Genomic DNA, 26,984 nt, shown 5'->3' on the forward strand with positions numbered 1-26,984 from the left:
CCCGTCGCCCGAGGTGCATGCGTGGCGCCCACCCTCTCGCCGATCCCCGAGGCCCCCGAACCCGCCGCGTCCCGCAAGCGCGTCAGCGCGAGGGGGCGCCTGCGCACCTACTTCCTCACCGGCATCATCGTCGCCGGGCCGCTGGCGATCACGATCTACATCACGTGGTGGTTCATCGCCCTCATCGACGGCTGGGTGAAGCCGCTGGTGCCGGCGCATTACCTGCCGGACCACTACCTGCCCTTCTCGATTCCCGGCTTCGGCCTCGTCATCGCCTTCGTCGCCCTGACGATGCTGGGCTTCCTCACCGCCAATCTCGTCGGGCGCTCGGTGGTGGAGTTCGGCGAGGTGCTGCTCGCCCGCACGCCGGTGATCTCCGGGCTCTACCGGGGCCTGCGCCAGATCTTCGAGACCCTGTTCTCGGCCAACGGCACCTCGTTCCGCACCGTCGGCCTCGTCGAGTTCCCGGTGAAGGGCACGTGGTCGGTGGTGTTCCTCTCCGCCCCGGCGGCGAACGAGGTGCGAGACGCGCTCCAGGCGAAGGAGGGCGGCGCGCAGGATTACGTCGGCGTGTTCCTGCCCTGCGCCCCGAACCCGACCACGGGGTTCTTCTTCTACCTGCCGCGCTCCGAGATCGTGGAGGTCGGCATCAGCGTGGACGACGCGGCCAAGCTCGTGATGTCGGCGGGCGTGATCCAGCCCGAGGATCCGCAAGCCCGCCTCAACGCCATGGCGGCGTCCCTGCGCACCGCGCAGTCGGCGCCGGACATGGAAAAGGCGCGCCGGGAGCCGGCGCGCCAGGACGGATGATCCGACGATCGCGTGCGATCAGTGCTGGAACGAGGCCCGCTCGACCGCCAGGGTCGGCGGGGTCGCATCGGCGACCTGACCAGTCGCCGGGCGGGCGACGGGGCTGTTCCAGTCGGACGCCACCTGGGCGGCCAGCAACAGGGCAAGGCCCGCGCACAGGGCGTTCGCCGCGATCCAGAGGCGCCGGGAGGAGGCGCGCACCGCGCTCATCAGCGCGTCGCTCGTGGCTTCCTCGCGGGTCTCGCGATCGGAGATGGGCATGAGCCAAGGCTCGACGGAGAGGGCGTCGGCTCCCCAATTCTCGGAGGAACCCGGCAGGCGTTGGAACGGTGCGATCGACATCGCGATCCTCCTTCTTTCCAGTGGCACCCCGGTCTACGAGGCCGTTTGTTCATCTTCAGTTAAGGGGCAATTGGGGCAGATACAAGGTAATTCCGTATTTTGCACCCGTCCGCCCGCTCCCCCAGGGCGTGAAGGGATCCGCCCAAGTCACTGATTGCAAACGAGAAAGACGATTTGCCGGAGCGGCGATGCCGCAGCCGGGTTTTTCGGTTGCGTGCCCATCCGTGACATGAACGGACCCCGCCGTTTCGTCGCTTCCTGAACGGATTTCTGAACGAAGCGGCCGATCTCCGGCCCGTTCCGCGACCCGAGGACCGGATCAGCCGGCCCCGATCAGCCGGATCGCCGCCTCGCGCTCGAACAGGTAGAGCAGCACCCTGAGGGCCTGTCCGCGCACGCTCGAGAGGCGCGGGTCGCGCTCGACGATCAGCCGCGCGTCGTCGCGGGCGGCCTCCAGCAAGTCGCCGTCGGTCTCGAGCCGGGCGAGGCGGAAGGCGGCGGCGCCGGATTGGCGGGTGCCGAGCACCTCGCCCTCGCCGCGCAGGCGCAGGTCCTCCTCGGCGATCCGGAAGCCGTCCTCGCTCGCGCGCATCATCTCCAGCCGCGCCTTGGCCACCTGCCCGAGGGGGCCGCGATAGAGCAGCAGGCAGGAGGAGGCCTTGTGCCCGCGCCCGACCCGGCCGCGGAGCTGGTGGAGCTGGGCCAGCCCGAAGCGCTCGGCATGCTCGATCACCATGATGGTGGCCTCGGGCACGTCGACGCCGACCTCCACCACCGTGGTCGAGACGAGCACGCGGGTGCGGCCGGCGGCGAAGGCCTCCATCGCGGCATCCTTCTCCGGCCCCGGCATCTTGCCGTGGATCAGGCCGACCGCGTCGCCGAAATGCTTCTTCAGGTCCTCGAAGCGCTCGCCCGCCGCGGCGAGATCGACATATTCGGATTCCGCCACGAGCGGGCAGATCCAGTAGATCCGGTCGCCTCCGTGAAGCGCCCGGTGCAGGCCGCCCACCACCTCGTCGATGCGCTCCACCGGCACCGTGATGGTCTTGATCGGCTGGCGCCCGGCCGGCTTCTCGTCGAGCACCGACACGTCCATGTCGCCGAAGAAGGTCAGCGCGAGCGTCCGCGGGATCGGGGTCGCGGTCATCACGAGGATGTCCACCGCCTCGCCCTTGGCGCCGAGCGCGAGGCGCTGGTGCACGCCGAACCGGTGCTGCTCGTCCACCACCGCGAGGCCGAGGTCGCGGAACGCCACCGCCTCCTGGAACAGGGCATGGGTGCCGACCACGATGTCGATCGCGCCGGATGCCAGATCCGCCAGCGTCGCCCGCCGCTCGGCGGCGCGGTCGCGGCCGGTCAGCAGCCGCAGGCGCAGGGCGCCGGCCAGCGGCACCAGCCGCTCGTAGTGCTGGCGCGCGAGAATCTCCGTCGGCGCCATCAGGGCGGCCTGCCGCCCGGCCTCCACCGCCGAGACCATGGCGAGCAGCGCCACGGCGGTCTTGCCCGAGCCGACATCGCCCTGGAGCAGGCGCAGCATCCGCCGCTCCGAGGCGAGGTCGGCGCGGATCTCCGCCACCGCCCGCGCCTGGGCGCCCGTGAGCGCGAAGGGCAGGGCGGCCTCGACGCGCTCCGCCAGATGCCCGTCGCCGGCATTGACCCGGCCGGGCTTCCGCCGCTGCCGGGCGCGCACCAGGGCCAGCGCGAGCTGCGAGGCGAGCAATTCGTCGTAGGCGAGGCGCTTGCGCGCGGCGCTCGCGGGCGGGGCCTGCCCCTCGACCGGGGGAGGGGGCGCCTCCTCCGGGCGATGCTCGAGGCGCAGGGCCTCGGCGAAGGGCGGGAAGCGGTTGCGGGCGAGATAGGACGGGTCCTGCCACTCGGGCAGAACGGGAAGCCGGTCCAGGGCGCCATGGACGATCCGGCTGATGACCCGCGAGGTCAGACCCTCGGTCACGCCGTAGATCGGCTCGACCGCGGGCAGGCTCGCCAGCCCCTCCTGGTCGAGGATGCGCGAGGGATGCACCATCTGCCGGGTGCCGTCCCACAGGTCGATCCGGCCGGAGACGTAGCGGTGGCTGCCGAGCGGCAGCATCTTCTCGATGCGGCCCTTGGGCATGCCGAAGAAGACGAGGCTGATGTCGCCGGTCCCGTCCTCGACCAGCACCCGGAACGCGCGTTTTCCGAGGCCCGGCGGGCGATGGGCCACGACCGTGACTCCGAGCGTCACCGGCTCACCGGTCGGCGCGTCGCGGATCGAACCGCAGAGCGGCCGGGCGACGCCGCTCTGGGGCAGGTGGAACAGCAGATCGGCGACGCGGGCCGGGCGCTCCTCGGTGCCGAGCAGCTTCTCGATGAGCGGCGCGATCTTGGGGCCCACGCCCGGCAGGCCGCGGGCGGGGGCGAAGAGTTGATCGAGGAGGCTGGGGCGCAGGCCGGGGGCGTCGTCCCGCCCCGGACGGGAAGGGGCGGTGTCGGCCTCGGCGGCGAGGGGCTGGCTCGGGTCGGGGATCATGGGTCTCGCGGTGCGGGAGGCAGCGCTCCGGCGATCTTACCCTGCTTCACGCCGCCGCGGCATCTGCGCATATGGCATCATGCGCGGGCTTCTCACGGGATCGTTTCACGGGATCCTCGGGCTGGCGCGGTCGCTTTCTCACCCCACCCGCGTCGGGCCCGACTGGGCGACGGGCCCGACTTGGCGACGGGCCCGACTTGGCGGCGGGCGCGGAAACGCGGGCGAACGGCTCGGTGGCCGACACGACCATTCCTCCGGCCGACCCGGACCACGGGGCGACGACGGAGCGCGTCGCCCCGTGGCGGGCGCGGCACCATGGATCGCATCCGCCGAGCGACGACGGCGAGCGTGCCGTTGTACGCGGGTGGCGGGGTCGAGCGGCGCGCCTCGCCGCCCTGCCCTCCCGCAGGGGGATTCTGGGGATCGCCAAATCACGACAAGCGGACGCAATCTGCGGGGCGGCGTTCCGCTCGCGATCACTGGCAACGCTATTCCTTGGGACGAAAAACATGGATGTCGCGCAGAACGTATTTCATACAGGATTTATGAGAATCAATAATTTGATTCGGGTGTGTGCCCAACGACTTCGCGAGTCAAGATCCGAAGGAAATATAAAAATACTATCATTTGGATGCTCGGTTGGCGACGAGGTGGGAACCTTGTTATGCTATTTTCCTAAATCTGAGATTTATGCTTGCGATATCGACAAAAGATTGGTCGCAATATGCAGAAGATCTTTCATAAGCGGCGGGCCGGCTGAAGTATTTTTCTCGAATGAGAAAAACATTGCCGCTCATGGGCCCTACGATCTCATCGTCGCGAGCGCCGTCCTCTGCCGAAATCCTGCCCCGAAAAATTATGCGGAAGAGTTTCCCTTCTCAAGATTTGACACCATACTGAGCTTCTTCGACGCTCATCTCCGGGGAGGCGGCATCATTGCCATCCCAAATACCGGCTACCTTTTTTCGGAAAGTTCCATATGCAAAGACTATAGGGCGATTCGATCCGATGTCGGTGTTGGAGCATCGTTTGTCAATGTATATCGTAAGGACGGATCGATATTCTTGAGGCAAGAGCCGTCATATGGCTCCCATATCCTTAGCAGGCACGGGTCTTGGAGCTTCGATGACGATGAGAGCGTGTTTGATTTCATGTTTGAAAAAACACCCGGCGCGAAACAGCCGATTTTCCTTCAGCTCAGCCCGGTCCCAGCGGATCTAAAAATAGAATCGACCTATATCCGCCGTAACATCGATTATTCCCCGAAAACAATTCATGAAAACTCTGTGATCATGGAGCAAAAAATCGATATTCTGTCAGATCCATCGGGAAAAATATGTGGTTATGCGACGTCGATCGGATGGAGTTCCTTCGTTCGCGAAGGAATGTACCACCGGAGCACCCCACCCTGGTTCGTGCCCGTACACGTCCGTTGACGCGGCCAACGATCCCCCTGGCGCGGCAGGGAGTCGTCGGCCCGCATCGGTCGGGTCTCCGACCCCGCACGATCGGTCGTACGGTTTGCCGCAGGGATGGACCGACGCCGTTTGCCCGTGGCGGCCCGCCTCTCTACATGCCTGAGGCAGACTTTCCCGAGGGGATCGCCCATGTCCGGCACCACCCGCTCCAGCGCCGACCTCGACCCGCGCCGCCGCCGTACCCTGTTCCGGGCCTGGCACCGCGGCATCCGTGAGATGGACCTGATCATGGGCCGCTTCGCGGATGCCGAGATCGGCGCCCTCTCGGAGGAGGAACTGACGCAGTTCGAGGCGCTGATCGAGGTGCCCGACCGCGACCTGTTCCGCTGGCTCACCGGGGAGGACGCGACCCCGGAGAACTACGACACCGCCGTCTATCGCCGCCTCAAGGCGTTCCATCGCCACGACGCGCCGATCCATAACTGAACATTGCTGGCCGGGTCGGCTTCCTGTTACGCGCAGACAGCCACTCGCTCCGCCTCTGCGGGGGAGGGGCCCGCGGAAAGCGGGCGGGGGAAGGGAGCAACGGTGCCGCTTGGGCCGCCCTCGACCCGCCCTCGCTGGCCGCCGGGCTCCCCTCTCCCGACCCTCGCCGACGCGAGGGCTACCCTTCCCCGCCGAGGGGGGAGGGCGACGACGTCGAGCGCTCGCTTTTAAGAAACCAACGATTCGATGGCCAAGCCCCAGCCCAAATCCCCGGCCCCATCCTCGGCTCCTTCGCCGAAGCCGCAGACCGCCCGGTTCGCGCTGCCGAAATCGGCGCCGCTCACCAAGGCTCTCGACGCGTTGAAGCGCGGCGACAGCCCGACGCTGGCCTCCGTGCCCGACGGGTTCGACGCGCTGGTCGTCGCCGACCTCGCCCGGGCGCTGTCGGGCTCGTTCGAGGGGCCGGCGGTGCTGGTCCACGTCGCCCGCGACTCGGGACGCTCGAACGCCCTCCAGACCGCGCTGCGATTCGTCGCCTCCGAGATCGAGGTGATGAGCTTCCCGGCCTGGGACTGCCAGCCCTACGACCGCGTCTCCCCGAACGGCGCCATCGCGGCGCAACGCATGACCGCGCTCTCGCGGCTGAGCCGCACGCGCTCGTCGGAATCGATGCCCCGCATCCTCTGCACCACCGTGAACGCCCTGGTGCAGCGGGTGCCGCCGCGGGCGAAGGTGGCGGTCGAGACCTTCTCGGCGGCGATCGGCAACGTGGTGCCGATGGACAAGGTGGTCGCCTGGGTCGAGGCCAACGGCTTCCTGCGCACCGGCACGGTGCGGGACACCGGCGAATACGCCGTGCGCGGCGGCATCCTGGACCTGTCGCCGCCGGGCCTGCCGAACCCGATCCGCCTCGACTTCTTCGGCGATACCCTCGAATCGATCCGCGCCTTCGATCCGGAGACGCAGCGCACGGTGGGGTCCCTGCGCTCCCTCGACCTCGTGCCGATGAGCGAGGTGCAGCTCACCACCGAGACGATCCGGCATTTCCGAAGGGGCTATCTCACGAGCTTCGGCGCGGCGACCCGCGACGACCGGCTCTACGAGACCGTGAGCGAGGGACGGCGCTATGCCGGCCTCGAACACTGGATGCCGCTGTTCTACGATCGCCTCGACACGCTGTTCGACTATCTCGGCGACGTGCCGATGGTGTTCGACGCGCAGGTCGAGGAGGCGGCGAGCGAGCGGCTCTCCCTGATCCAGGACTACTTCCAGGCCCGCGAGGCCGCGCTCAAGACCCCCCAGGCGGGGGTCGCGCCCTACAAGCCGCTGCCGCCGCGCGCCCTCTACCTCACCCCCAACGAGTGGAAGGCCAAGGTCGAGGCCGGCTCGGTCGCCCGGCTCACGCCCTTCGCCCAGCCCGATTCGGACGCGCGCGCGGTCATCGATTGCGGCGCCCGGGCCGGACGCAGCTTCGCCCCCGAGCGGGCCGACGAGGCGGGAAGCGTGTTCGACGCGGCGGTCGCCCATATCCGCGATCTGCAGGGATCCGGGCATCACGTGATCCTGGGATCCTGGTCCGACGGCTCCCGCGACCGGCTCTGCGGCGTGCTGACCGATCACGGCCTGAAGAAGCCCATCGCGATCAACACGCTGACGGCGGTCAACGCCCTGAAGCGCGGCACCGACGTGGCGATGGCGGTCTGGGGCCTGGAATCCGGCTTCACCATCGACCGGCTCGCGGTGGTGGCCGAGGGCGACATCCTCGGCGACCGGCTGGTGCGCCAGAAGCGCAAGGCCAAGCGGCCTCAGGACATCATCCTGGAGGTGCAGGCGCTCCAGCCCGGCGACCTCGTGGTCCATTCCGACCACGGCATCGGCCGCTTCGTCGGCCTCAAGACGGTCACGGCGGCGGGCGCCCCGCATGACTGCCTGGAGCTGCAATATACCGGCGGGCTGCTCCTGCTGCCGGTGGAGAACATCGAGCTCCTGACCCGCTACGGCTCGGAGGACGCGGAGGTCGCCCTCGACCGCCTCGGCGGCGGGGCCTGGCAGGCCCGCAAGGCCAAGATGAAGCGGCGCATCCTCGAGATGGCCAGCGAGCTCATCAAGGTCGCCGCCGCCCGCTTCATGAAGCCGGCGCCCAGTCTCAAGGCGCCGGAAGGGATGTACGAGGAATTCGCCGCCCGCTTCGCCTTTCAGGAGACCGAGGACCAAGCCAACGCCATCGACGCGGTGCTCGACGACCTCAATGCCGGCCGGCCGATGGATCGCCTCGTTTGCGGCGATGTCGGCTTCGGCAAGACCGAGGTGGCGCTCCGGGCCGCCTTCGCCGCCGCGATCTCGGGCAAGCAGGTCGCCGTGGTGGTGCCGACGACGCTGCTCGCGCGCCAGCATTACCGGACCTTCGTCGAGCGTTTCAAAGGCCTGCCGATCAACATCGCCCAGCTCTCGCGCTTCGTCTCGGCGGGCGATCAGCGCCAGACCCGGGCGGGGCTGACCGAGGGCCAGGTCGACATCGTCGTCGGCACTCACGCGCTGCTGGCCAAGAACGTGGCGTTCAAGGATCTCGGCCTGATCATCGTCGATGAGGAGCAGCATTTCGGCGTGGCCCACAAGGAGCGGCTCAAGGCGCTCCAGGCGGACGTGCACGTGCTGACCCTCTCGGCCACCCCGATCCCGCGCACCCTGCAACTCGCCATGACCGGGGTGCGCGAGCTCTCGATCATCGCCACGCCCCCGGTCGATCGCCTTGCCGTGCGCACCTTCGTGACGCCGTTCGATCCCCTGCTGATCCGCGAGGCGCTGCTGCGGGAGCGCTATCGCGGCGGCCAGTCCTTCTATGTCGTCCCTCGGATCGAGGATCTCGCCGACGTCAAGAAATTCCTCGATCAGGAGATGCCCGAGACGACCGTCGCGGTGGCCCACGGCCAGATGGCGGCGGGCCAGCTCGAGGACGTGATGACCGCCTTCTACGAGGGCAAGTACGACGTGCTGCTCTCGACCACGATCATCGAATCCGGCCTCGACATTCCGACCGCCAACACGCTGATCGTGCACCGGGCCGACATGTTCGGGCTCGCCGCGCTCTACCAGCTCCGGGGCCGCGTCGGCCGCTCCAAGGCCCGGGCCTACGCGCTGTTCACGACCCCGCCCAACCGCCAGCTCACGACCCAGGCCGAGCAGCGCCTGAAGGTCCTCCAGAGCCTCGACACCCTGGGCGCGGGCTTCCAGCTCGCCTCCCACGATCTCGACATCCGCGGCGCCGGCAACCTGCTCGGCGACGCCCAGTCCGGCCACATCAAGGAAGTGGGCTACGAACTCTACCAGCAGATGCTTGAGGACGCCGTCACCGCGCTCAAGGCCGGGATCGACGAGCCGCAGGCGGAGGCGTGGTCGCCGACCATCGCCCTCGGCGCGCCGGTGACGATCCCCGAGGATTACGTCGAGGACCTCACCGTCCGGCTCGGCCTCTACCGGCGCCTCTCGACGCTCGAGAACGACGCCGAGATGGAGAGTTTCGGGGCCGAACTGATCGACCGCTTCGGCCCGCTGCCGCCGGAGGTGGAACAGCTCCTCAAGATCGTGACGATCAAGATCCTGTGCCGCACGGCCAATGTCGAGAAGGTGGAAGCCGGCCCGAAGGGCGTCGTCGTCCATTTCCGCGAGAAGTCCTTCGCCAACCCGCACGGGCTCGCCGCCATGGTCGTGGAGCAGGGCTCCTTCGCCAAGGTCCGGCCCGACATGAGCGTGGTGTTCATCCGCGAGCTCGACACCGTGCCCGAGCGACTCAAGGTGACGACGCAGATCCTGCGCGGGCTCGTGACGATCGCCGGCCGGGGGAAGAAAAAAGCGGCGTGAGGCGGGTGGCTGGGCTCCGGGGCAACCCTCGGCGAACACAGGGGAAAAGACGACGCCGCGGACCGGCTCCGCCCGGCCGCGATTCGTTCAGGAAATCGGGAAATAGAATCTCGCCTTGATAAAAGTGCAATTGAAGTCCATATGTATTTTCATCGATACGAGGCCGGATTTTCTGGGCCGTAACGCCTCCGCAGGGCGGTTCTCATTCTCCCTCGTCATCGGTGGACGACAATGGGTTCGGCGCCTCGTGGCGCCTGGGCTCTCGACCCGCACCCTGCGGAGACCAAGGGACTTACATGAATACCGGCACTGTCAAGTGGTTCAACGATCAGAAGGGCTTCGGCTTCATTCAGCCGGAGGACGGCTCGAAGGACGTCTTCGTTCACATCTCCGCCGTCGAGCGCGCCGGCCTGCGTGGCCTCACCGAGGGCCAGAAGGTCTCCTACGTGATGGAGACGGACCGTCGCTCCGGCAAGCAGTCCGCGGGACAGCTCCAGGTCGCGTGATCCGCGTCTCTGCCTGATCATTGAAGCCGCTCCGCCCGGGGCGGCTTCTCGCATTTTCGAATCGCTGACTTCCGCCCCGGTTCATCCCGAGCCGGGCCCGATCAAGGATCCTACGTGAGCTTCAGCAAACAGAACTCCTTCGACGACCGTCGCCAGGACTCCGCGTCCGCCCGTGCGGCCATGCTCGACCGCTTCCGCGCCCGCCCCACCGCCGACGATCCGGCCGTGCAGGCCCGGCAGGCCGAGCGCCTCGCGATCGCCGTCGCCCGCGAGGAGCGGGTCCGGGAGCGTGAGACCGAGCGGCGTCTCGAAGCCGAGCGACTGGCCGCCGTCGCCGCCGCGGAGCGCGCCGCCGAGGTCCTCCGCAAGGCCGCCGAGGTTGAGGCCGCCGCCGAGCGCGCCCGTGTCGCCCAGGCCAAGCAGAAGGAAGAGCGGGACGCCCGCTACGCCGCCCGCAAGGCCAAGATCAAGCTGCGGCGCTGAGAGCCGCTCACGACCCTCCCGCTGCGCCGTCGCGGCCGGAGGGAGAACGCCCGGTGATCGGGCGTTTCCGTGAGAGGTTCCCCCCGCATCGGACTGGGAGGGGAATCCCCGCTCTCGGACAAAGCCGATGGGGCACGAGACCGCAGAGGGAAGGGCCCTGGATGCACGGATCCGGGCCGAGTCTCTCGACCCTGGGCCCGATCGCCGGAAACGGCCTCCCGGGCCCGATGCGCCCGGAGCCGGCCGGCCCAGTCGGATCGGCTCTCGTCCCCTTTTTCGACGCGCTCCCGCGCCGGGCCCGGCGCCCCTTCGGCGGAGCGCGCACCAGGGGCGCTGGTTGCCGGCGCCCCGCGCGACCTCGGAGAGACCCATGACCCACAAGTTCAAGATCGGCCAGCTCGTCCGTCGTGCCCGCACGCCCCAGACCGACGACCGGTTCGGGTTCGGCGAGGTGGGCGAGATCGTCCGCCTGATGCCGGACGACACGAGCGGCGAGCCGTCCTACCGCATCCGCTCGGGCTCCGCGGAGCGGGCCGTGCGCGAGAGCGAACTCACCCTCACGTCCTGAGGGGCGATCGCCAAAAAATCCGCGGCGTCCGGGATCGTCGGATCCGGGACGAGGCCCGCGCTGAGCCGGCCGGTCACATCGGGCAGGTTCGCGAGTGAGGGCACGCCCTGCGCAAGGGACCGCGTCCCGTTATGGGGCTACGGGCCCCTGATCTCGGAAAACGCGGCTTCGCGCACCGCCTGTCACCATCCCGTTACGGGAAAGCCCCAGAGAGGGCCCGCCGGAACGAACGCATCCGCTTCGGCCATGCCGGCGCAGACGATGCGGCGTGTGTACGGACTAAAGCTCCGGCTCGTTGAGCACGTAGGGCCCGATCCGGCTCTTGAGATCGACCGGCGCGCCGGGGCGGAAGCCGATGTCGTCCATGTCGATGACCGGGATTCCGCCCGCGCGCATCTGCTCGCGCAGGCGGGCCGCGAGGGCGGCGATCTCGGGGTTGGGACGGTTGGACAGCTGGAGCAGGATCGCGGCGGGGCGGGCGATGACGGCGAGAACGTCGTCGGCGGCCTCGATCGAGGCGGTGACGCTCGCGAATCCGAGCCCCGCCAGATCGGCGGCAAGGGAGCGATCGACGGCGCGGTGGCCATCGTCGACGACAAGCACTTGTTGCAGCGCACCCATAAGCTTCAGCGTTATCCCATGTCGCGCCCCGTGTGAAGAGGCACATCAGACAACCCGCATGGCCACGATTGGTTCGCCGGCCATACGGGCTGAAAGGACGATGGTGGGGATGCGGTGAAGAGGGTGTGAACGGCGGCGCACAGGCCGGGAGCGGCCCGGATCGGCGGCGTGGCTTTTCTCTAAATCCCTGCTGGATCGATAGGTATTGCGAGGGTGATCCGGCCGGGGCCGGCGCCCGGCCGCGCCATCGGCGGCCCGTCACGCAGGTGCAAAAATCGTTTCGGACGGCACCGGCTGGTCCACCCGCGGCGGCGCCATCTCGATCGCGGTGGCGAGGCCGGCGAACAGCGAAGCCGCGTAGGGCGTCTCGCGCCACGTCTCGGCGGCCGCGTCGCGGGGCGCGCCCCGCTGCAGCGCGGTCGCCGCGCAGGCCTGACCCCGAAAGGCGAGGCGGCCGTCGGGATCACGGCGCAGCGCCATCAGGTTGGCCGGCAGGGCGAGGCGTTCGGGCTTGCCCAGCACGAGCGCGACGTCGCCGGGGCCGCCGCGGCGGCCCGAGAGGATCGCGGTCTCGTCGAAGGCGACGGCGTCGATCACCGTGTCGACGCGGACCGATTGCGGATGGCCCGGCACCCGGCTGCGCCCGGGAAAGCGCGCGGGCGCCCGGTGGAGGAAGGTGGCCGTGCGCAGATCCGGCGGCAGGTCGCGCCCGGCGAGGTTCTTTTCCAGGAAGGCCGGGGCGACGAGGTGGGTCGGGATCGGCCGGGCCAGAGCGGCGGCGAAGGTCGCGCCGTCGAAGAGCGGCATCACCTCCAGCGTGGCGCCCGCGACGAGGGCCGTGGCGAGGCCCGTGGCGAGGCCGCGCAGATCGTGGGGGCCGACCAGGCTCAGGATGCGCTCGCCCGGCTCGGCGCGCACGGCCACGAGATGGGCGGCGGCGGCGGCGACCAGCGATTCGCCGTTGCGGAAGACCGGTCGGTCGGGATCGCCGCCCGCGAAGGTGACGAGGCCGGCGGGGGAGGGGGCCGCGCCGTGGCCGGGCTCGGTCGGGCCGTCGAGCACGAAGCGGTCGAGATTGATCACCCCGTCGGGCACGTCCGGGCCGAAGGCAGCGAGGTAGCGCAGGCCGAAATAGCGCGCGGCGACGGAGCAGAGCCGCTCCGCGGGCGCCGCGGAGCCGAGGCGGGCCTGGGTGAGGACCGCGCTCAGCGTCGCCCCCTGTGCGGCGGCGAGGAGGCGTTCCTCGTCCCAGGAGACCGGCAGCGGCACGGCGACGTGGCCGGCGGCCTCGACCGCGAGGATCGCCAGCACGCTCTCGGCGGAGCCGGGCAGGCAGATGCCGACGCGGCTGCCCGGCGCGAGGCGCCAGCCGCGCAGGCCGCGGGCGAGGCGCCCGACGATCTCGGCCGCCGCCGCGTAGGTCCAGGTGATGGCGGGCCGCCCGCTCCAGACCGGCTTGTCGGCGGGGTCGATCACGGCGATCCGGTCGGGATGGCACCGGGCGGTGGCCGCGAGCAGGCTCCCGAGCCCGACCCGCCGCAGGGGCACGTCCGTCGGCGTCTCCCGCGACGCCTGTTCCTGCGTGATCGCCTGATGCGCCGACACGCGCGTGACTCCCGTATTGCCCGTCGATGTGAGGCCGGCATGGTTAAGCAAGGTTTAACGCGGTCCGCGCCCATCCATCGCGGCGCGCGGCGGGCCCGGTGTCACCGAACGGCCGGGATTGCCAGGAAGAGACCGGCGCGGCACCAATGGGCGGCAGGGATCGCGGCCCGGGATGGGCGCCGGTCCGGGGGAAGAGGGCGATGCTCGACAGTCTGCGGCGCCTCTGGGAGGTCGAGAATCTCTCGCCCCACGGCATCTGTCTCCTCTGGCGGCCGGAGCTGATCTGGACGCACATCATCTCCGACACCCTGATCGCCCTGGCCTATTTCTCGATTCCCGTGGCCCTGGCGACCTTCGTCTCCCGGCGGCGCGACGTGGCGTTCGGCTGGGTGTTCTGGTCCTTCGCGGTGTTCATCACCGCCTGCGGCGCCACCCATCTGATGGCGATCTGGACGCTCTACGTGCCCGATTACGGGCTGGAGGCGATGGTCAAGATCGTCACCGCCGCGGCCTCCATCGGCACCGCCTTCGCCCTCTGGTACCTGCTGCCGCGGGCGCTGAGCCTGCCCTCGCCGACCCAGCTGCGCCGGGCGAACGAGGCCCTGCGCGCCCGCATCGAGGAGCGCGACCAGGCGCTCGCCGCCCTGAAGGAGGCCCAGGCCGAGCGCGACCGCACGGAGGCGCTGCTGCGCCAGGCGCAGAAGATGGAGGCGGTGGGCCAGCTCACGGGGGGCGTGGCCCACGATTTCAACAACCTCCTCAACGTGGTGCTGATCAATCTCGACCGGGTGGAGCGGGGCCTGTCCGCCGACAGCCGCCTGCTCGCCCCCCTGCGCGACGCGATGCAGGGGGCCGAGCGGGCGGCCTCGGTGACCCACAAGCTGCTGGCCTTCGCCCGCAAGCACCCGCTCTCGCCGGTGAGCACGGACGTGAACGCCCGCCTCGCCTCCTTCGCCGGATTGCTGCGCGGCTCCATCGGCGCCAAGATCCGGCTGCAGACCGATCTCGCGCCGGATCTGCCCCCGCTCGTCATCGATCCCAACCAGTTCGAGAGCGCCGTCCTCAACCTCGCGGTCAATGCCCGCGATGCGATGCCGGAGGGCGGCACGCTCACCCTGCGCACGTGCCCGCTGCCGGGAGGCGAGGGGATCTGCGTCGAGGTGTCGGATACCGGCACCGGCATGCCCGCCGAGGTCGAGGCCCGGGCCTTCGAGCCGTTCTTCACCACCAAGCCCCTGGGCCAGGGCACGGGGCTCGGCCTCTCCCAGGTCTTCGGCTTCGCCCAGCAATCGGGCGGCAGCGCCGCCATCGTGCCCGGGCCCGGACCCGGCACCACCGTGCGCCTGTCCTTCCCGGTCCGGCCCCCGGTTCCGGCGCGGGCCGAGGCGACGGCGCGCGCGGGCGCGTCGAACCCGGGCTTGACGGCCGGCCCGGGTTTCGCGATGGCCGCGGGCTGACCGGGAGGAGTGGGGATGGCCGACAGGCGGAGGGTGCTCGTCGTCGAGGACGAGGAGATGCTGCTCAACGCCGTGGCGATGGAGTTCGAGGATGCCGGCTTCGAGGTGATCTGCGCCGGCACCGCGGAGGCGGCCTACGAGCTGCTCCGCGACAGGCCCGGGATCGACCTGCTGTTCACCGACATCCGCCTGCCCGGCCGGCTCGACGGCTGGGATCTCGCCGAACGCGCCCGTGCCCTGCAGCCGGACCTGCCGGTGATCTACGTGACCGGCTACAGCGCCGAGGAGCCGCGGCAGGTCGCCGAGAGCGTGCTGGTGATGAAGCCCTACCGCATGACCGCGATCCTCACCGCGGCCCGCGGCCTCGGCGTCGCCTGAGCCCCCGGGCGAGCGCTTCTTCGCAGGTGCGAAACGGCACGGGCGCCCGCCGGGCCAGGACCAATATCGGGAGCATCGAAGTCACGGCCCCCGCAATCCTTACGGAGACCGCGCACAGCGTAAGGACACGCCCCATGTTGACCCGTCTTGCCGCCGCCGCCCTGGCCCTGAGCCTCGCCGCCCCGGTCACCTCCGCCCTCGCGCAGGGCGCCCCCCACGCCGCCCCCTCGGCCGGGTCGTCGGTCTACCTGCTCCTCGACGACGACGTCGACGTCACCGGCGCGATCGATTCCCGCGCGCCGGACTGGTCGGCCAAGGCCGGCAACGCCGCCCGTCCCGAACTGTCCTCCCCGAATCTCGGCGATACCTCGGGCGGCCCGGCCTATTAAGGCGCGCGTCGGGGCGCGGCCGCGAGGCCTCGCCCCCGCCCCCTTGCAGCCTCCCGCGCTTCGGGGCCGAGAGCCTCGTCCCGGATCGTGCATCCGGGGCGAGGCTTCCGGTCGTCCGCCCTGCATCATCGTTCCAAAGAGAGGGCGGCCGAAACGGGCTCGACGACAGCGCTCCGCCGGCCGATCCGGAACGGCTCCGAACGCAGGAGGTCGCTAAGTATTCTGCCTTATTGAAATCGGTGCCGATCCTCCCTTCCGTGCGTCTGGGATGGGGCTACCGATATGCCAATCACGATCTCCATAACGCCGTGGCAGAGCTACCGGCCCAGAGTTGCGGCGTGGGACTTGGTCAATCAGAACGGCGTTCTGATCTCCACGCTGATTGCCGACAGGCCGAGCGTCGCGCTCGGTCCGATGTCGTCCTTCCTGAAGGATGAGACGAGCAGCACGGTGGGGCTGTTCGACCCCGGCACCAAGGTCTTTTCCGCCTTGGGAATGCTGGGGTCGCCGGCCAACCTGATCACCGGCCTCAGCGGCGGATATCTGTTCGACCTGACCGGGTATTGCGGCACGGCCGTGCTGTATGGCGGAAGCTTCGGCGACCGTCTCATCGGCGGCTCGGGCAACGACACGCTCGACGGCGGTCGCGGCGCCGACGCCATGCTGGGCGGGGCCGGCAACGACAGCTACACCGTCGACGACGCCGGAGATCAGGTGATCGAGGCGGCCGGCGGTGGCCGGGACACGGTCGAGGCCCTCGTGACCTACACCCTGGCCGCCGGCCAGGAGATCGAGGTCCTGCGGCTGGCCGCCGCCACGGGCGCCCGTTCCCTCGACCTGACCGGCAACGCCTTCGCCAACGCGCTCACCGGCAATGACGGCGACAACGTCCTCGACGGGAAGGGCGGCGCCGATACCCTGACGGGCGGACGCGGCAACGACACCTACTTCGTCGACCGGCCCGACGACCGCGTCGTCGAGGCGGCGGGCGGCGGCATCGATACGGTCCTGACCGCGGGGCATTATGCTCTGGCGTTCGGGCAGGAGATCGAGTGGCTCGCCACGACCGACGCGGCGGGCACGGCCGCGATCAACCTGACCGGCAACGCCTTCGCCCAGACCCTCAAGGGGAATCGCGGCGCGAACGTCCTCGACGGCGGGGCCGGGGCCGACACCCTGATCGGTGACGCCGGCAACGACACCTACCGCGTCGACACGGCCGGCGACCGGATCGTCGAAGCGGTGGGCGGTGGCCGGGATGCCGTCGTCGCCTCGGTGGACTACGTCCTCGCCGCCGGGCAGGAGATCGAGGAATTGCGGATCGCCTGGGCCGCCGGTGATCGGGCGATCAACCTGACCGGCAACGACTTCGCGCAGACCCTCAAGGGCAATGGCGCCGCCAACCGCCTCGACGGCGGCGGAGGGGCCGATACCCTCGACGGTGGCGCCGGCACCGACCTTCTGATCGGCGGCGCCGGCAACGACACCTACCTCGTCGACAATGCCGGCGACCGGATCGTCGAGGCCGTGGGCGGCGGAAGGGATGCGGTCGCGACCACCGTGAACTACACCCTCGCCGCCGGCCAGGAGATCGAGGAACTGCGCATCGCCTGGGCTGCCGGCGACGGGGCGATCCACCTGACCGGCAACGAATTCGCCCAGACCCTCAGGGGCAATGGCGGCGCCAACTGGCTCGACGGCGGGGCCGGGGCCGACACCCTGATCGGCGGCGCCGGCAACGACCGGTACTTCGTCGATCATGTCGGCGACCGGATCATCGAGGCGGGCGGACAGGGTCTCGATGTCGTCATCGCCAGCGTCAGCTACACGCTGGGGAGCGGGCAGGAGATCGAATATCTGGGCCTGGCCTCGGGCGACGCGCCCCTCGACATCACCGGAAACGCCGTCAGCAACCGCATGGTCGGCAATGATGGCGCGAACCGCATCGATGGCGGTGCCGGGATCGATACGATGTTCGGCGGCAAGGGCGACGACACCTACTTCGTCGACGCTTTCGACGATTACGTCGCCGAGGCCGCCGGCGAAGGATGTGACACGATCTACACCACGTCCGACTATTGTTACTTCGACGGGCAGGAGATCGAGTTTCTGATCGGCAATGCGGGCGCGACCGGCCTGCACCTGATGGGCAACGAGCTCGCCCAGACCATCATCGGGAATAGCGGCGACGATTTTCTCCACGGCGACGGGGGCGCCGACACGCTGATCGGCGGCAAGGGGCAGGACACCTTCGTCTTCCTGGAACTCCACGACGGTGCGCCGGGAGCGGATCGCTGCGTCATCGCGGATTTCGAGCAGGGGGTGGACCGCATCCTGCTCACGCCGATCCAGGCCGTCACGGGGTCCGCGACCAACCAGCCCTTCGACTGGATCGGCTCGGAGCGCTTCAGCGGGAAGGCGGGCGAGCTGCATCAGGTCACGCTCGGCGGCACGACGCTGATCGAGGGCGATGTCAACGGCGACCGCATCGCCGACATCCAGATCGAACTGAAGGGCCTCTACCAGCTCACCGCGGGCGATTTTCAACTCTGAGGCGCCGCCCCCGAATCGACGCGCCGATCGACCCGACGCCGGGGTCGATCGGCGCGCCCTCCGTCGCATGGCGCCAGGAGCGCGCCGGCGCGGGAGGCCGGGAGGGCAGGCGCTCTCACCCCTCCCGCGCCTTCTCCCGCAGCACGAATTTCTGCACCTTCCCCGTCGAGGTCTTGGGCAGTTCGCCGAACACCACGTGGCGCGGCAGCTTGTAGGGGGCGAGCCGCTCGCGGCACCACGTGATCAGCTCCTCCGGCGACACCTCCTTGCCCTCCTTCAGCTCGACGAAGGCGCAAGGGGTCTCGCCCCATTTCTCGTCGGGCTTGGCGACCACGGCCGCCGCGGCGACCGCCGGGTGCTTGAACAGGGCGTCCTCGACCTCGATGGACGAGATGTTCTCGCCGCCCGAGATGATGATGTCCTTCGAGCGGTCCTTGAGCTGGATGTAGCCGTCGGGGTGCTTCACCCCGAGATCGCCGGAGCGGAACCAGCCGCCCTTGAAGGCCTCCTGGGTCGATTTCGGGTTCTTCAGGTAGCCGCGCATCACCACGTTGCCGCGGAACATCACCTCGCCGATGGTCTCCCCGTCGGCCGGCAGCGAGGCCATGGTCTCGGGATCGCGCACGTCGAGCCCCTCCAGCACGGGATAGCGCACGCCCTGGCGGGCCTTCTTCTTCGCCCGCGCGTCGGAGGGCAGGTCGTTCCATTCCTCGTGCCAGGCATTGACCACCGCCGGGCCGTAGGTCTCGGTCAGCCCGTAGAGATGGGTCACGTCGAAGCCGGCCTCCGTCATCGCGGCGAGCACCGCTTCGGGCGGGGGCGCGGCCGCCGTGAGGAAGTGGACCCGGCCGGTCAGGGGCTGCTTCTGGTCCTCGGGGGCGTTGAGCAGCGTCGACATGACGATCGGCGCGCCGGAGAGATGGGTCACGCCGTGCTCGGCGAGGGCGGCATACATCGCGCCCGCCCGCACCTGACGCAGGCAGACATGGGTGCCGGCCACCACCGAGAGCGACCACGGGAAGCACCAGCCGTTGCAGTGGAACATCGGCAGGGTCCAAAGATAGACCGCGTGCTGGCCCATCCCGGCGGTGATGACGTTGCCGAGGGCCAGGAGCGCCGCGCCGCGGTGGTGGTAGACCACGCCCTTCGGATCGCCCGTGGTGCCGGAGGTGTAGTTGAGCGAGATCGCGTCCCACTCGTCGTCCGGCATCGCCCAGTCCTGGGCGGGATCGCCCGCGGCGAGGAATGCCTCGTAGTCGGTCTCGCCGAGGGCAGTGCCCTCGCCGGTGAATTCGGGATCGTCGTAATCGATCACGAACGGCGTCACCTCGGCCGCCTCCAGGGCGCCGCGGGCGAGCTTCGCGAATTCGCGGTCGACGATGAAGATCGTGGCCTCGCCATGGTCGAGGCAGAAGCCGAGAGCCTCGGCGTCGAGGCGGGTGTTGAGGGTGTTGAGCACCGCCCCCGTCATCGGCACGCCGTAGTGGCACTCGATCATCGCGGGCGTGTTGGCGAGCAGGACCGCCACCGTGTCGCCCCGGCCGATGCCGCGGGCCTTGAGCGCCGAGGCGAGGCGGCGGCAGCGCGCGTCGAGGTCGGCATAGGTGCGGCGCAGGCCGCCATGGATCACCGCGAGCCGGTCCGGGAAGGTCCGGGCCGCGCGGTCGAGATAGGTCAGCGGCGTCAGCGGCTGGAAATTGGCCGGGTTCTTGTCGAGGTCCCGGTCGTAGATCGTCTCGCGGGCCATCGCCGCCTCCCCGTGCTTTCGCAGGAGCTTAGACGAGCCGCGGGGGCGATCAACGACGGAAAAGGCCCCGCGGGGGTCGGACCCGGGAGCCTTTCACGGTAGGATCGGTGGTCAGGGGGAGCGGGTCGAGTCCCGAAGGTCTCGGCCGATCAACGCTCCCGGCCGCTCAGGAGCTTTTCCAGGGCGGCGAGCCCGCTCCGCTCGGCGGCCTCTTCCGTGGTCTGCACGCGGTCGGCGCGCTGGAAGAGCTTGCCGTTTCGGCGGATCGCCCAGGTGAAGTGTCCCGCCGGGCGCTCGCAGGCTTCGATTTCGAGGGTGTAGGGATTTGCGCTGTTGCTTGCCATGAACGGAATATAGGGTCGCCCTCCCGGTCCGGCTACCCGCCCGGTGCATGATGGCCTTGCCGTCAGATGGAGGCTCCCGGGGCGGGCGCCGCGCCCGGCGGGAATTTGACAATCCCGGTGGGATCATCGACACGGCGCCCGGCCGGGGCGCGGGCCGTCCGCAGGCTTCGACGAAGATGCCGCCCGAGCCGCCGATGCCCGTTCTCCCCCGTTCGATCCGGTCTCTGTCGCGGCCCGGCGGATGCGCGGGCGCGTCCGCCCCATGAGGGCGCAGGCATGAGGGCGCAGGCCGGAACGCGGGCGCAGCTCGGAACCGCCGCGGCGCCGGAGGCCGCCGGCCCGCTCGCCGCCCTGCTGCGCGCCGCGGATCGCCTCCTCGCATTCGGCGCGGCCCGCCACGGCCGGGCCTGCGCGCTGCTGCTGCTCCTCGGCCTCGCGTGCTTCCTGCCGGGTCTCGCCTCGCTCCAGCCGATGGACCGCGACGAGCCGCGCTTCGCCCAGGCTACCAAGCAGATGCTGGAGACCGGCGACTTCGTCGACATCCGCTTCCAGGGGGAGGCCCGCCACAAGAAGCCGGTCGGCATCTACTGGGCGCAGGCCGCCGCCGTCGCCGCGGGCGAGGCGCTGGGCGTGCCGGAGGCCCGCACCACCATCGCCCTCTATCGCCTGCCCTCGCTGCTCGGCGCGCTGGCGGCGGTGCTGCTGACCTACTGGGCGGCCTTGGCCCTGCTGCCGCGGCGCGGGGCGCTGCTGGCCGCCGCGCTGTTTTCCGCCTGCATCATGCTCTCGGCCGAGGCCCGGCTTGCCAAGACCGACGCCCTGCTCGTGGCCTGCGCCACCGCAAGCTTCGGGGCGCTCGCCCGCGCCTGGCTCGGCCGCGCCCGGCTGGAGCGGGGGCGGGGGCCCGCCACCCTCGGGACCGCCCTGGTCTTCTGGCTCGGGATGGCGCTCGGCCTCCTGATCAAGGGGCCGATGGTGCCGCTCTTCGCCGGGCTCGCGGCCCTGATCCTGTGCGGGCGCGAGGGGTCGGCCCGCTGGCTCCTCGACCTGCGTCCGCGTCTCGGCCTCGCCCTGACGCTGGCCGTGGTGGCGCCGTGGTTCGCGGCCATCGCCTGGAAGAGCGGTGGCGCCTTCTTCGGCGAGGCGGTCGGGCGCGACATGATCGGCAAGGTCGGCGGCGCGGCGGAGAAGCACGGCGCCCCGCCCGGGGCCTACGCGCTGGCCTTCTTCGCCACCTTCTGGCCGGGCGCGGCCTTCGCGGCCCTGTCGATTCCCTTCGCGTGGCGGGCGCGCCGGGACGAGGCGGTCGCGCTGCTCCTCGCCTGGATCGTGCCGATGTGGCTGATCTTCGAGGCGGTGCCGACGAAGCTCCCCCATTACGTCCTGCCCTTGATGCCGGCGGTCGCCATCCTGACCGTGCTGGCGCTGACCCGCGGCGCCCTCGATCCGCGCCGGCCCGGGGCGCGTTGGGTCGCGGGCCTCGTCGTGCTGATTCCGGTGGGCCTGACACTCGGCTTGAGCCTCGCCGCGTGGCGCCTCGACGGCGTCCTGCCGCTCGCCGCCCTGCCGCTGCTGCTCGCCGCCTGCGCGCTGGCCGGCCTCGCCTGGGCGGCCTTCGCGCGCGGGGCGGGGCGCGGGTCGGGGGAGGGGGCGCTGGCCCTCGGCATCGCCGCCTCGCTCCTGCTCTCGCCCGCGGTGTTCGGCCTGACCCAGCCGGTCCTGCAGAGCCTCAAGCTCGCCCCGCGCCTCGCCGCGCTCCGCGACGCCCTGCCCTGCGCCGCCCCGCGGGTCGCGAGCCTGGGCCTGCGCGAGCCGAGCCTCGTCTTCACCCTCGGCACGGATCTCGCCATGCTGAACACGGGCGCGGAGGCCGTCGCCTTCCTGCGCGAGGGGGAATGCCGCCTCGTGCTGGTCGAGGACCGCTTCGCCGACAGCTTCGCCACCGCCCGCGGCGAGGCCGCGTCCGAGACGCGGCCGGTCGGCCGCGTGAGCGGCTTCAACATCAACGGCGGCAAGCCGGTGGGGGTCTCGGCCTATGCCGCCTTGCCGGGTATCACCGCACCATGAGCCACACCGAACCCACCGCCGACCTCGCCCCCTTGCGCCTCAGCGTGGTGGTGCCGGTGAAGAACGAGTCCGGCAACATCGCTTCCCTGGTGGACGAGATCGGCCGCGCCTGCGCCGGCCTCGCCCCCTTCGAGGTGATCTACGTCGACGACGGCTCGACCGACGACACGTATCCCGCCCTCGAGGCCGCGCGTAAGACCCATCCCTGGCTCCGGATCGTGCGGCACGCCCGCAGCGGCGGCCAGAGCGCGGCGGTGCGCAGCGGCGTGCTGCGGGCCCGCGCCCCCGTGATCGCGACGCTGGACGGCGACGGCCAGAACGACCCGGCCTTCCTCCCCGCCCTCTGCGCGGCCCTCGACCAGGGCGGGTCCCGGGTCGGCCTCGCGCAGGGGCAGCGCGTCGGGCGCAAGGGGCGCTGGAAGCGGTTCCAGTCGAAGGTCGCCAACGGCGTGCGCGGCAAGATCCTGAGGGACGCGACCCGCGACACCGGCTGCGGCCTCAAGGTGTTCCGCCGCGAGGTCTACCTGACCCTGCCCTATTTCGACGCCCTGCACCGCTTCATGCCCGCCCTCGTCGCCCGCGAGGGCTTCGCGGTCGTCCACCGCGACGTGGTCGACCGGCCGCGCTTCACCGGGCGCTCGAAATACGGGATGTTCGACCGGCTCTGGGTCGGCATCCTCGACATGGCCGGGGTGTGGTGGCTGATCCGCCGCCGCCGCCCGGCGCCGCCGGTGCAGGATATGACCGTCGAGACGCGAGCGTGAGCCCATGCTGATCCAGCTCGCCGAGGACCTGCCGGCCTATTTCTACGACGTGTTCGTCACCCGCTTCGACTTCTGGCTGGTGTTCGGCGTGTCGGCGCAGCTCGTGTTCGGCTCGCGCTTCATCCTGCAATGGCTCGCGAGCGAGCGGGCCGGCCGGAGCGTGATGCCGCTCTCGTTCTGGTTCCTGTCGATCATCGGCGGGGTGATGACCCTCGTCTACGGCTTCGTGCGGCGCGAGCCCGTCATCATCATCGGGCAGGGCCTCTCGACGGTCATCTACGTGCGCAACCTCGTCCTGATCTTTCGCGAGCGGCAGCGGGCCCGCTCCCGGACCTGATGTTCCCGACGCTGTCCGGGGCGGGCGACCCCGAGAGCATCGCCCACATCATCCAGGTGGCGCTCGCCCCCGCCTTCCTGCTCTCGGCCCTGGCCACCCTTCTCAACGTGTTCTCGACCCGGCTCGGGCGCGTGGCCGACAAGGTCGACCGCCTCACCGCCGACCTCGTCGGGGCGGGGCCGGAAGAGGCGGCCGCGCTGGCCCAGCGCCTCGCCTATCTGCGGCGGCGCTCGGGCCTCCTCGACGCCGCGGTGGTGATGGCCTCCCTCGGCGGCGTGATGACGGGCGTGGCGGTGCTGACCCTGTTCGTCGGCGCGCTCCGGGACGCCTCCGCGGCCTCGATCCTGTTCGCCTGTTTCGGGCTGGCGCTGCTCTGCACGGTCGGGGCGCTCGTGGCCTTCATGGCCGAGATCCTCCTGGCGGGCCGGGGCGTGCGGCGCGCGGCGGCGCAAGGGCAAGGGCGGGGGCAGGGAGAGGCGGACGGGCCGGCGGCGGCGCCGGGGCCCGGTCAGGCCGGGGCGGCGTGCTCCAGGAACGCCTCGTAGGCGTCCGCCACCTCGGCCGGGCGCTCGAAATGCGGGAAGGCGCCGGTGAGCAGGCGCAGGCAGGTCCAGTTCGGGCGGCCCACGACCTCGCCGACGTAGCGGTAATCCACGAAGTCGCCCCGCGCCCCGTGCACCATGAAGACCGGCAGGGCGAGCGCCTCGTAGACCCGCGTCGTGTCGTTGGGGAAGAGGTAGCCCGCCAGGAACGAGAACGGCGCGTGCTCGGCGCCCGGCTGGTGGGCCGAGAGCCCGTCATAGGCGAGCAGGCCCTCGTCGATCGCGCGGCTGCCCCAGGTCTTCTCCAGGAAGAAGCGGATGCTCGGCCGGCTCACCAGCGCGTCGAAGAGCGGACGGCCCCAGAGGGGAAAGGCGGCGACGCCACGGGCCAGCTTGCTGCCGCGATGGGTCTCCGCCGGGCCGCGGCCTGAGAGGCGCGCGTCGAACCCCGTCGGGCTGATGAGACCCAAGGTTGCGAAGAGGTCCGGCCGGTCCAGGGCGGCGCGGGCGAGATAGGCGCAGGACAGCGACAGGGCGATGGCATCGACGGGCACGCCGCCATGGCGGGCGGCGATCTCGGCGGCGGCGTCGAGGATGGCGTCGGTCATGAGGCGGGGCGTGTAGAGGCGGTTCGCCCGCTCGGACGAGCCGAAGCCCGGCAGTTCCAGGGCGTAGACCGGGCGCTGCCCGCGAAAGCGCTCGTAGAGCGGACGGACCTCGTAGGCGTTGGCGGCGGCGTTGATCGAGTGGATCAGCAACAGCGGCCGCCCCGCCCGCGCATCCGCGGCGTAGAGCCCGACCGGGCCGGAGCGCGTGCGCAGGGTGCTGCGCCGCCCCGGCAGGGCCGGGGGCAGCGGCGCCCGCTGGCTCAGGCCGAGATGGCTCCAGGCGATCCAGGCGCCCGCTGCCGCCAGCGGCACCAGGGCGAGGGCACCCGCCGTCCGGCCCGCCCAGGGGCCGCGAGGCCTCGCGGCGCGACGGGCCGTGTCTCGGCTGCGCAGGTCTTCGCTGCGCAGGTCCTCGCTGCTCGTGCCTTGGCGGGTTGGGCCTTGGCGGGTTGGGCCGCGCATGGTGTCTTCGCTCCGTCGTCGCGACGGACAACGCGGGTCGGGGGCCGGCGTTGCGATCCCCGCCCCCCGGTTCACCGGGCCCCGGCTTGGCCCTTGCGGCCTGTCGCGACGCGTCGAGCGGGACAGGGACAGGGACAGGGTTGCGGGATCGGAAGCCGGTTGATCCCGGGCGAAGCGGCTTCCAAGTCGGGGGACTCAGGCCGCCGCCTCGATCTCGCCGCTCACCGTGAGCCACTCCTCCTCGGCCTTCTCCAGCGCCTCGGCGGCCTCGGCGCGCATGCGGGCGAGGTCGCCGGCCTTGGCGGCGTCCTTGAGGAAGGCGGTGCCGTCGGCGAGCGCCGCGTCGATCTTCGCGATCGCGCCGGAGAGCTTGGCCATGCGGGCCTCCACGGCCTCGAGGCGCTTGCGCAGGGGCGCCAGGGCCGCGCGGCGCTCCACCGCCGAGCGGCGCGCCTCGGCCTTCTGGCCGCCGGTGCCCTCGCCCGGGGCCTCCGCCCGCTCCGGCCCGGCCAGCACGAGGCGGCGGTAATCGTCCATGTCGCCGTCGAAGGTCTTCACCGAGCCGTCGCCGACGATCCAGAGCCGGTCGGCGCAGGCCTCGATCAGGAAGCGGTCGTGGCTGACGAGGATGACGGCGCCCTCGTAGTCGTTGATCGCCTCGACGAGCGCCTGCCGGCTCTCGATGTCGAGGTGGTTGGTCGGCTCGTCGAGGATGAGCAGGTGCGGCCCGTCGAAGGCCGCGAGCCCCATCAGCAGCCGCGCCTTCTCGCCGCCCGACAGCTTTTCCACGGGCGTGTCGGCCTTCGAGGCCGGAAAGCCCAGGCGCGCCGCGGCCGAGCGGACCCGCGCCTCGGGCGCGTCGGGCATGCGGTCGCGGACATGGGCGACGGCGCTCTCGGCCGGGCGCAGCTCGTCGAGCTGGTGCTGGGCGAAATAGGCGACCTCCATCTTCGAGGAGCGCTTCATCTCGCCCGCGAGCGGCGGCAGCCGCCCGCCGATCAGCTTGCAGAAGGTCGACTTGCCGTTGCCGTTGGCGCCGAGCAGCGCCACCCGGTCGTCGGGGGCGAGGGAGAGGTTGAGCCCCGAGAGCACGATGCGCTCGCCGTAGCCGGCTTGCACCCGCTCCATGGCGACGATCGGCGGCGAGAGCGGCTTCTCCGGGCTCGGCAGGTGGATCACCGGCACGTCGTCCTCGATCAGGGCCGCGATCGGCTCCATCCGGGCCAGCCGCTTCATCCGCGACTGGGCTTGCCGCGCCTTGGTGGCCTTGGCCTTGAAGCGGTCGATGAAGCTCTGGAGATGGGCCCGCTCGACCTCCTGCTTGGCCTTCGCCTTCGCCTGGAGCACCCGCTTCTCCGAGAGCTGCCGGGCGAAGCTGGTATAGCCGCCGCGGTAGATCGTGACCTTGCCGCGGTCGAGATGGAGGATGTGATCGACGCTCGTGTCGAGCAGCTCCCGGTCGTGGCTGATGATGATCGCCGTGCGCGGGTACTTTTCGAGGTAGTCGTAGAGCCAGAGCGTGCCCTCGATGTCGAGGTAGTTGGTGGGCTCGTCGAGCAGAAGCAGGTCGGGCTCGGAGAACAGCACCGCGGCGAGCGCCACCCGCATCCGCCAGCCGCCGGAGAAGGCCGAGCAGGGCCGCCCCTGCGCCGCCGCGTCGAAGCCGAGGCCGTGCAGGATCGCCGCCGCCCGGGCCGGCGCCGAATGCGCGCCGATATCGACGAGCCGCGTCTCGATCTCGGCCCGGCGCAGGCCCTCCGCCCCCTCCGCCTCCTGCATCAGCCGGGCGCGCTCGAGGTCGGCGGCGAGCACGACCTCGTGCAGGGTCTCGGGGCCGGCGGGCGCCTCCTGCGCCACCGCGCCGATGCGCATGCCCTTGGGCAGCGAGACCGCGCCGGCATCGGTCGGCAAGTCGCCGAGGATCGCCCGGAACAGCGTGGTCTTGCCCGCGCCGTTGCGGCCGACCAACCCGACCCGGGCCCGGTCGGGAATCGCGAAGGTCGCGGCATCGAGGATGACCCGCTCGCCGATGCGGTAGGTGAGATCGTTGACGCGCAGCATGGGCGGCGTTCTGGGGGCGGGCGCGTCTCAGCGCAAGATGCGTGGCAGGATGCTTGCGAAATCCCCCGG

General features: G+C 70.7%; 23 protein-coding genes. 15 read left to right on the forward strand and 8 right to left on the reverse strand.

Going from position 1 to position 26,984, the window contains the following annotated elements; all coding sequences use genetic code 11:
• The first annotated feature begins 21 nt into the window (after positions 1-21).
• The gene (locus LW587_RS06545; RefSeq protein ID WP_232628785.1) at positions 22-810 is read left to right on the forward strand and encodes a DUF502 domain-containing protein; all 789 of its coding nucleotides are present in this window, start codon (positions 22-24) and stop codon (positions 808-810) included.
• Between the two features lie 18 nt (positions 811-828).
• On the opposite strand, the gene LW587_RS06550 is transcribed toward LW587_RS06545, so the two are convergent.
• Together LW587_RS06550 and recG are read right to left on the reverse strand one after the other, a co-directional pair.
• Positions 829-1,071, reverse strand: coding sequence for a hypothetical protein (locus LW587_RS06550; protein WP_232628786.1), 243 nt, complete (start codon positions 1,069-1,071; stop codon positions 829-831).
• Between the two features lie 400 nt (positions 1,072-1,471).
• Positions 1,472-3,661, reverse strand: a complete 2,190-nt coding sequence (recG, locus tag LW587_RS06555) for an ATP-dependent DNA helicase RecG (protein ID WP_232628787.1) — start codon at positions 3,659-3,661, stop codon at positions 1,472-1,474.
• Positions 3,662-3,894: 233 nt separating this feature from the next.
• Between recG and LW587_RS06560 the strand changes: the two genes are divergently transcribed.
• The 6 genes from LW587_RS06560 (at position 3,895) to LW587_RS06585 (ending at position 10,980) form a co-directional block, all read left to right on the forward strand.
• Entirely contained in the window at positions 3,895-5,097 is a 1,203-nt protein-coding gene (locus LW587_RS06560) for a class I SAM-dependent methyltransferase (protein ID WP_232628788.1), read from the forward strand.
• A 171-nt stretch (positions 5,098-5,268) separates the two neighbouring features.
• Positions 5,269-5,565, forward strand: a complete 297-nt coding sequence (locus LW587_RS06565) for an FAD assembly factor SdhE (protein ID WP_232628789.1) — start codon at positions 5,269-5,271, stop codon at positions 5,563-5,565.
• A 246-nt stretch (positions 5,566-5,811) separates the two neighbouring features.
• Positions 5,812-9,423, forward strand: coding sequence for a transcription-repair coupling factor (gene mfd / locus LW587_RS06570; RefSeq protein WP_232628790.1), 3,612 nt, complete (start codon positions 5,812-5,814; stop codon positions 9,421-9,423).
• Positions 9,424-9,719: 296 nt separating this feature from the next.
• Positions 9,720-9,929, forward strand: coding sequence for a cold-shock protein (locus LW587_RS06575; RefSeq protein ID WP_232628791.1), 210 nt, complete (start codon positions 9,720-9,722; stop codon positions 9,927-9,929).
• A 114-nt stretch (positions 9,930-10,043) separates the two neighbouring features.
• Entirely contained in the window at positions 10,044-10,412 is a 369-nt protein-coding gene (locus tag LW587_RS06580; protein WP_232628792.1) for a DUF6481 family protein, read from the forward strand.
• 370 nt (positions 10,413-10,782) lie between these two features.
• On the forward strand, positions 10,783-10,980 hold the full coding sequence (locus LW587_RS06585) for a hypothetical protein (protein WP_232628793.1): 198 nt from the start codon (positions 10,783-10,785) through the stop codon (positions 10,978-10,980).
• 279 nt (positions 10,981-11,259) lie between these two features.
• On the opposite strand, the gene LW587_RS06590 is transcribed toward LW587_RS06585, so the two are convergent.
• A complete protein-coding gene (locus LW587_RS06590; RefSeq protein ID WP_232628794.1) occupies positions 11,260-11,601 on the reverse strand; it encodes a hypothetical protein in 342 nt (113 codons plus the stop codon).
• Positions 11,602-11,859: 258 nt separating this feature from the next.
• On the reverse strand, positions 11,860-13,206 hold the full coding sequence (locus LW587_RS06595; RefSeq protein WP_232628795.1) for a class I adenylate-forming enzyme family protein: 1,347 nt from the start codon (positions 13,204-13,206) through the stop codon (positions 11,860-11,862).
• A gap of 200 nt (positions 13,207-13,406) precedes the next feature.
• Between LW587_RS06595 and LW587_RS06600 the strand changes: the two genes are divergently transcribed.
• The 4 genes from LW587_RS06600 (at position 13,407) to LW587_RS06615 (ending at position 17,983) form a co-directional block, all read left to right on the forward strand.
• Entirely contained in the window at positions 13,407-14,663 is a 1,257-nt protein-coding gene (locus tag LW587_RS06600) for a sensor histidine kinase (protein WP_232628796.1), read from the forward strand.
• 15 nt (positions 14,664-14,678) lie between these two features.
• Positions 14,679-15,041, forward strand: a complete 363-nt coding sequence (locus LW587_RS06605) for a response regulator (protein WP_232628797.1) — start codon at positions 14,679-14,681, stop codon at positions 15,039-15,041.
• A 134-nt stretch (positions 15,042-15,175) separates the two neighbouring features.
• The gene (locus tag LW587_RS06610; protein ID WP_232628798.1) at positions 15,176-15,430 is read left to right on the forward strand and encodes a hypothetical protein; all 255 of its coding nucleotides are present in this window, start codon (positions 15,176-15,178) and stop codon (positions 15,428-15,430) included.
• 282 nt (positions 15,431-15,712) lie between these two features.
• Positions 15,713-17,983: a calcium-binding protein gene (locus LW587_RS06615; protein WP_232628799.1), complete on the forward strand. Its 2,271-nt coding sequence runs from the start codon at positions 15,713-15,715 to the stop codon at positions 17,981-17,983.
• 115 nt (positions 17,984-18,098) lie between these two features.
• Here LW587_RS06615 and LW587_RS06620 read toward each other — a convergent pair whose 3' ends face one another.
• Together LW587_RS06620 and LW587_RS06625 are read right to left on the reverse strand one after the other, a co-directional pair.
• Positions 18,099-19,730 carry an acyl-CoA synthetase gene (locus LW587_RS06620; protein WP_232628800.1) on the reverse strand — a complete coding sequence of 544 codons (1,632 nt, stop codon included), beginning with the start codon at positions 19,728-19,730 and terminating at the stop codon, positions 18,099-18,101.
• 149 nt (positions 19,731-19,879) lie between these two features.
• Positions 19,880-20,074 (reverse strand): hypothetical protein, encoded by a 195-nt coding sequence (locus LW587_RS06625; RefSeq protein WP_009863081.1) that lies wholly within the window; start codon positions 20,072-20,074, stop codon positions 19,880-19,882.
• Positions 20,075-20,350: 276 nt separating this feature from the next.
• On the opposite strand from LW587_RS06625, the gene LW587_RS06630 reads away from it, so the two are divergent.
• Genes LW587_RS06630 through LW587_RS06645 form a run of 4 tightly spaced genes read left to right on the forward strand, consistent with a single transcriptional unit; the run spans position 20,351 to position 23,787 of the window.
• The gene (locus tag LW587_RS06630; RefSeq protein ID WP_232628801.1) at positions 20,351-22,141 is read left to right on the forward strand and encodes an ArnT family glycosyltransferase; all 1,791 of its coding nucleotides are present in this window, start codon (positions 20,351-20,353) and stop codon (positions 22,139-22,141) included.
• A complete protein-coding gene (locus tag LW587_RS06635; protein ID WP_232628802.1) occupies positions 22,138-22,905 on the forward strand; it encodes a glycosyltransferase family 2 protein in 768 nt (255 codons plus the stop codon). The genes LW587_RS06630 and LW587_RS06635 overlap by 4 nt, the downstream gene beginning before the upstream one ends.
• Before the next feature lie 4 nt (positions 22,906-22,909).
• Positions 22,910-23,242: a lipid-A-disaccharide synthase N-terminal domain-containing protein gene (locus tag LW587_RS06640; RefSeq protein ID WP_232628803.1), complete on the forward strand. Its 333-nt coding sequence runs from the start codon at positions 22,910-22,912 to the stop codon at positions 23,240-23,242.
• Positions 23,242-23,787 carry a DUF2721 domain-containing protein gene (locus LW587_RS06645; protein ID WP_232628804.1) on the forward strand — a complete coding sequence of 182 codons (546 nt, stop codon included), beginning with the start codon at positions 23,242-23,244 and terminating at the stop codon, positions 23,785-23,787. The genes LW587_RS06640 and LW587_RS06645 overlap by 1 nt, the downstream gene beginning before the upstream one ends.
• On the opposite strand, the gene LW587_RS06650 is transcribed toward LW587_RS06645, so the two are convergent.
• Together LW587_RS06650 and LW587_RS06655 are read right to left on the reverse strand one after the other, a co-directional pair.
• Positions 23,751-24,854 carry an alpha/beta fold hydrolase gene (locus tag LW587_RS06650; protein ID WP_232628805.1) on the reverse strand — a complete coding sequence of 368 codons (1,104 nt, stop codon included), beginning with the start codon at positions 24,852-24,854 and terminating at the stop codon, positions 23,751-23,753. The two genes, LW587_RS06645 and LW587_RS06650, sit on opposite strands and share 37 nt — an antisense overlap.
• Before the next feature lie 195 nt (positions 24,855-25,049).
• Complete coding sequence (locus LW587_RS06655; RefSeq protein WP_232628806.1) at positions 25,050-26,915, reverse strand: ABC-F family ATP-binding cassette domain-containing protein; 1,866 nt, start codon at positions 26,913-26,915, stop codon at positions 25,050-25,052.
• Between the last annotated feature and the right edge of the window lie 69 nt (positions 26,916-26,984).

Origin of the sequence: Methylobacterium sp. Leaf118, from assembly GCF_920984675.1 — a bacterium.
Lineage (GTDB): Bacteria > Pseudomonadota > Alphaproteobacteria > Rhizobiales > Beijerinckiaceae > Methylobacterium.

Bases quoted from the DNA above. Each gene is read 5' to 3' on its own strand.
- LW587_RS06550 (WP_232628786.1), bottom strand. From the start codon at position 1,071: ATGCCCATCTCCGATCGCGAGACCCGCGAGGAAGCCACGAGCGACGCG.
- recG (WP_232628787.1), bottom strand. From the start codon at position 3,661: ATGATCCCCGACCCGAGCCAGCCCCTCGCCGCCGAGGCCGACACCGCC.
- LW587_RS06565 (WP_232628789.1), top strand. From the start codon at position 5,269: ATGTCCGGCACCACCCGCTCCAGCGCCGACCTCGACCCGCGCCGCCGC.
- mfd (WP_232628790.1), top strand. From the start codon at position 5,812: ATGGCCAAGCCCCAGCCCAAATCCCCGGCCCCATCCTCGGCTCCTTCG.
- LW587_RS06575 (WP_232628791.1), top strand. From the start codon at position 9,720: ATGAATACCGGCACTGTCAAGTGGTTCAACGATCAGAAGGGCTTCGGC.
- LW587_RS06585 (WP_232628793.1), top strand. From the start codon at position 10,783: ATGACCCACAAGTTCAAGATCGGCCAGCTCGTCCGTCGTGCCCGCACG.
- LW587_RS06590 (WP_232628794.1), bottom strand. From the start codon at position 11,601: ATGGGTGCGCTGCAACAAGTGCTTGTCGTCGACGATGGCCACCGCGCC.
- LW587_RS06600 (WP_232628796.1), top strand. From the start codon at position 13,407: ATGCTCGACAGTCTGCGGCGCCTCTGGGAGGTCGAGAATCTCTCGCCC.
- LW587_RS06605 (WP_232628797.1), top strand. From the start codon at position 14,679: ATGGCCGACAGGCGGAGGGTGCTCGTCGTCGAGGACGAGGAGATGCTG.
- LW587_RS06610 (WP_232628798.1), top strand. From the start codon at position 15,176: ATGTTGACCCGTCTTGCCGCCGCCGCCCTGGCCCTGAGCCTCGCCGCC.
- LW587_RS06615 (WP_232628799.1), top strand. From the start codon at position 15,713: ATGCCAATCACGATCTCCATAACGCCGTGGCAGAGCTACCGGCCCAGA.
- LW587_RS06620 (WP_232628800.1), bottom strand. From the start codon at position 19,730: ATGGCCCGCGAGACGATCTACGACCGGGACCTCGACAAGAACCCGGCC.
- LW587_RS06625 (WP_009863081.1), bottom strand. From the start codon at position 20,074: ATGGCAAGCAACAGCGCAAATCCCTACACCCTCGAAATCGAAGCCTGC.
- LW587_RS06630 (WP_232628801.1), top strand. From the start codon at position 20,351: ATGAGGGCGCAGGCCGGAACGCGGGCGCAGCTCGGAACCGCCGCGGCG.
- LW587_RS06635 (WP_232628802.1), top strand. From the start codon at position 22,138: ATGAGCCACACCGAACCCACCGCCGACCTCGCCCCCTTGCGCCTCAGC.
- LW587_RS06640 (WP_232628803.1), top strand. From the start codon at position 22,910: ATGCTGATCCAGCTCGCCGAGGACCTGCCGGCCTATTTCTACGACGTG.
- LW587_RS06645 (WP_232628804.1), top strand. From the start codon at position 23,242: ATGTTCCCGACGCTGTCCGGGGCGGGCGACCCCGAGAGCATCGCCCAC.
- LW587_RS06650 (WP_232628805.1), bottom strand. From the start codon at position 24,854: ATGCGCGGCCCAACCCGCCAAGGCCCAACCCGCCAAGGCACGAGCAGC.
- LW587_RS06655 (WP_232628806.1), bottom strand. From the start codon at position 26,915: ATGCTGCGCGTCAACGATCTCACCTACCGCATCGGCGAGCGGGTCATC.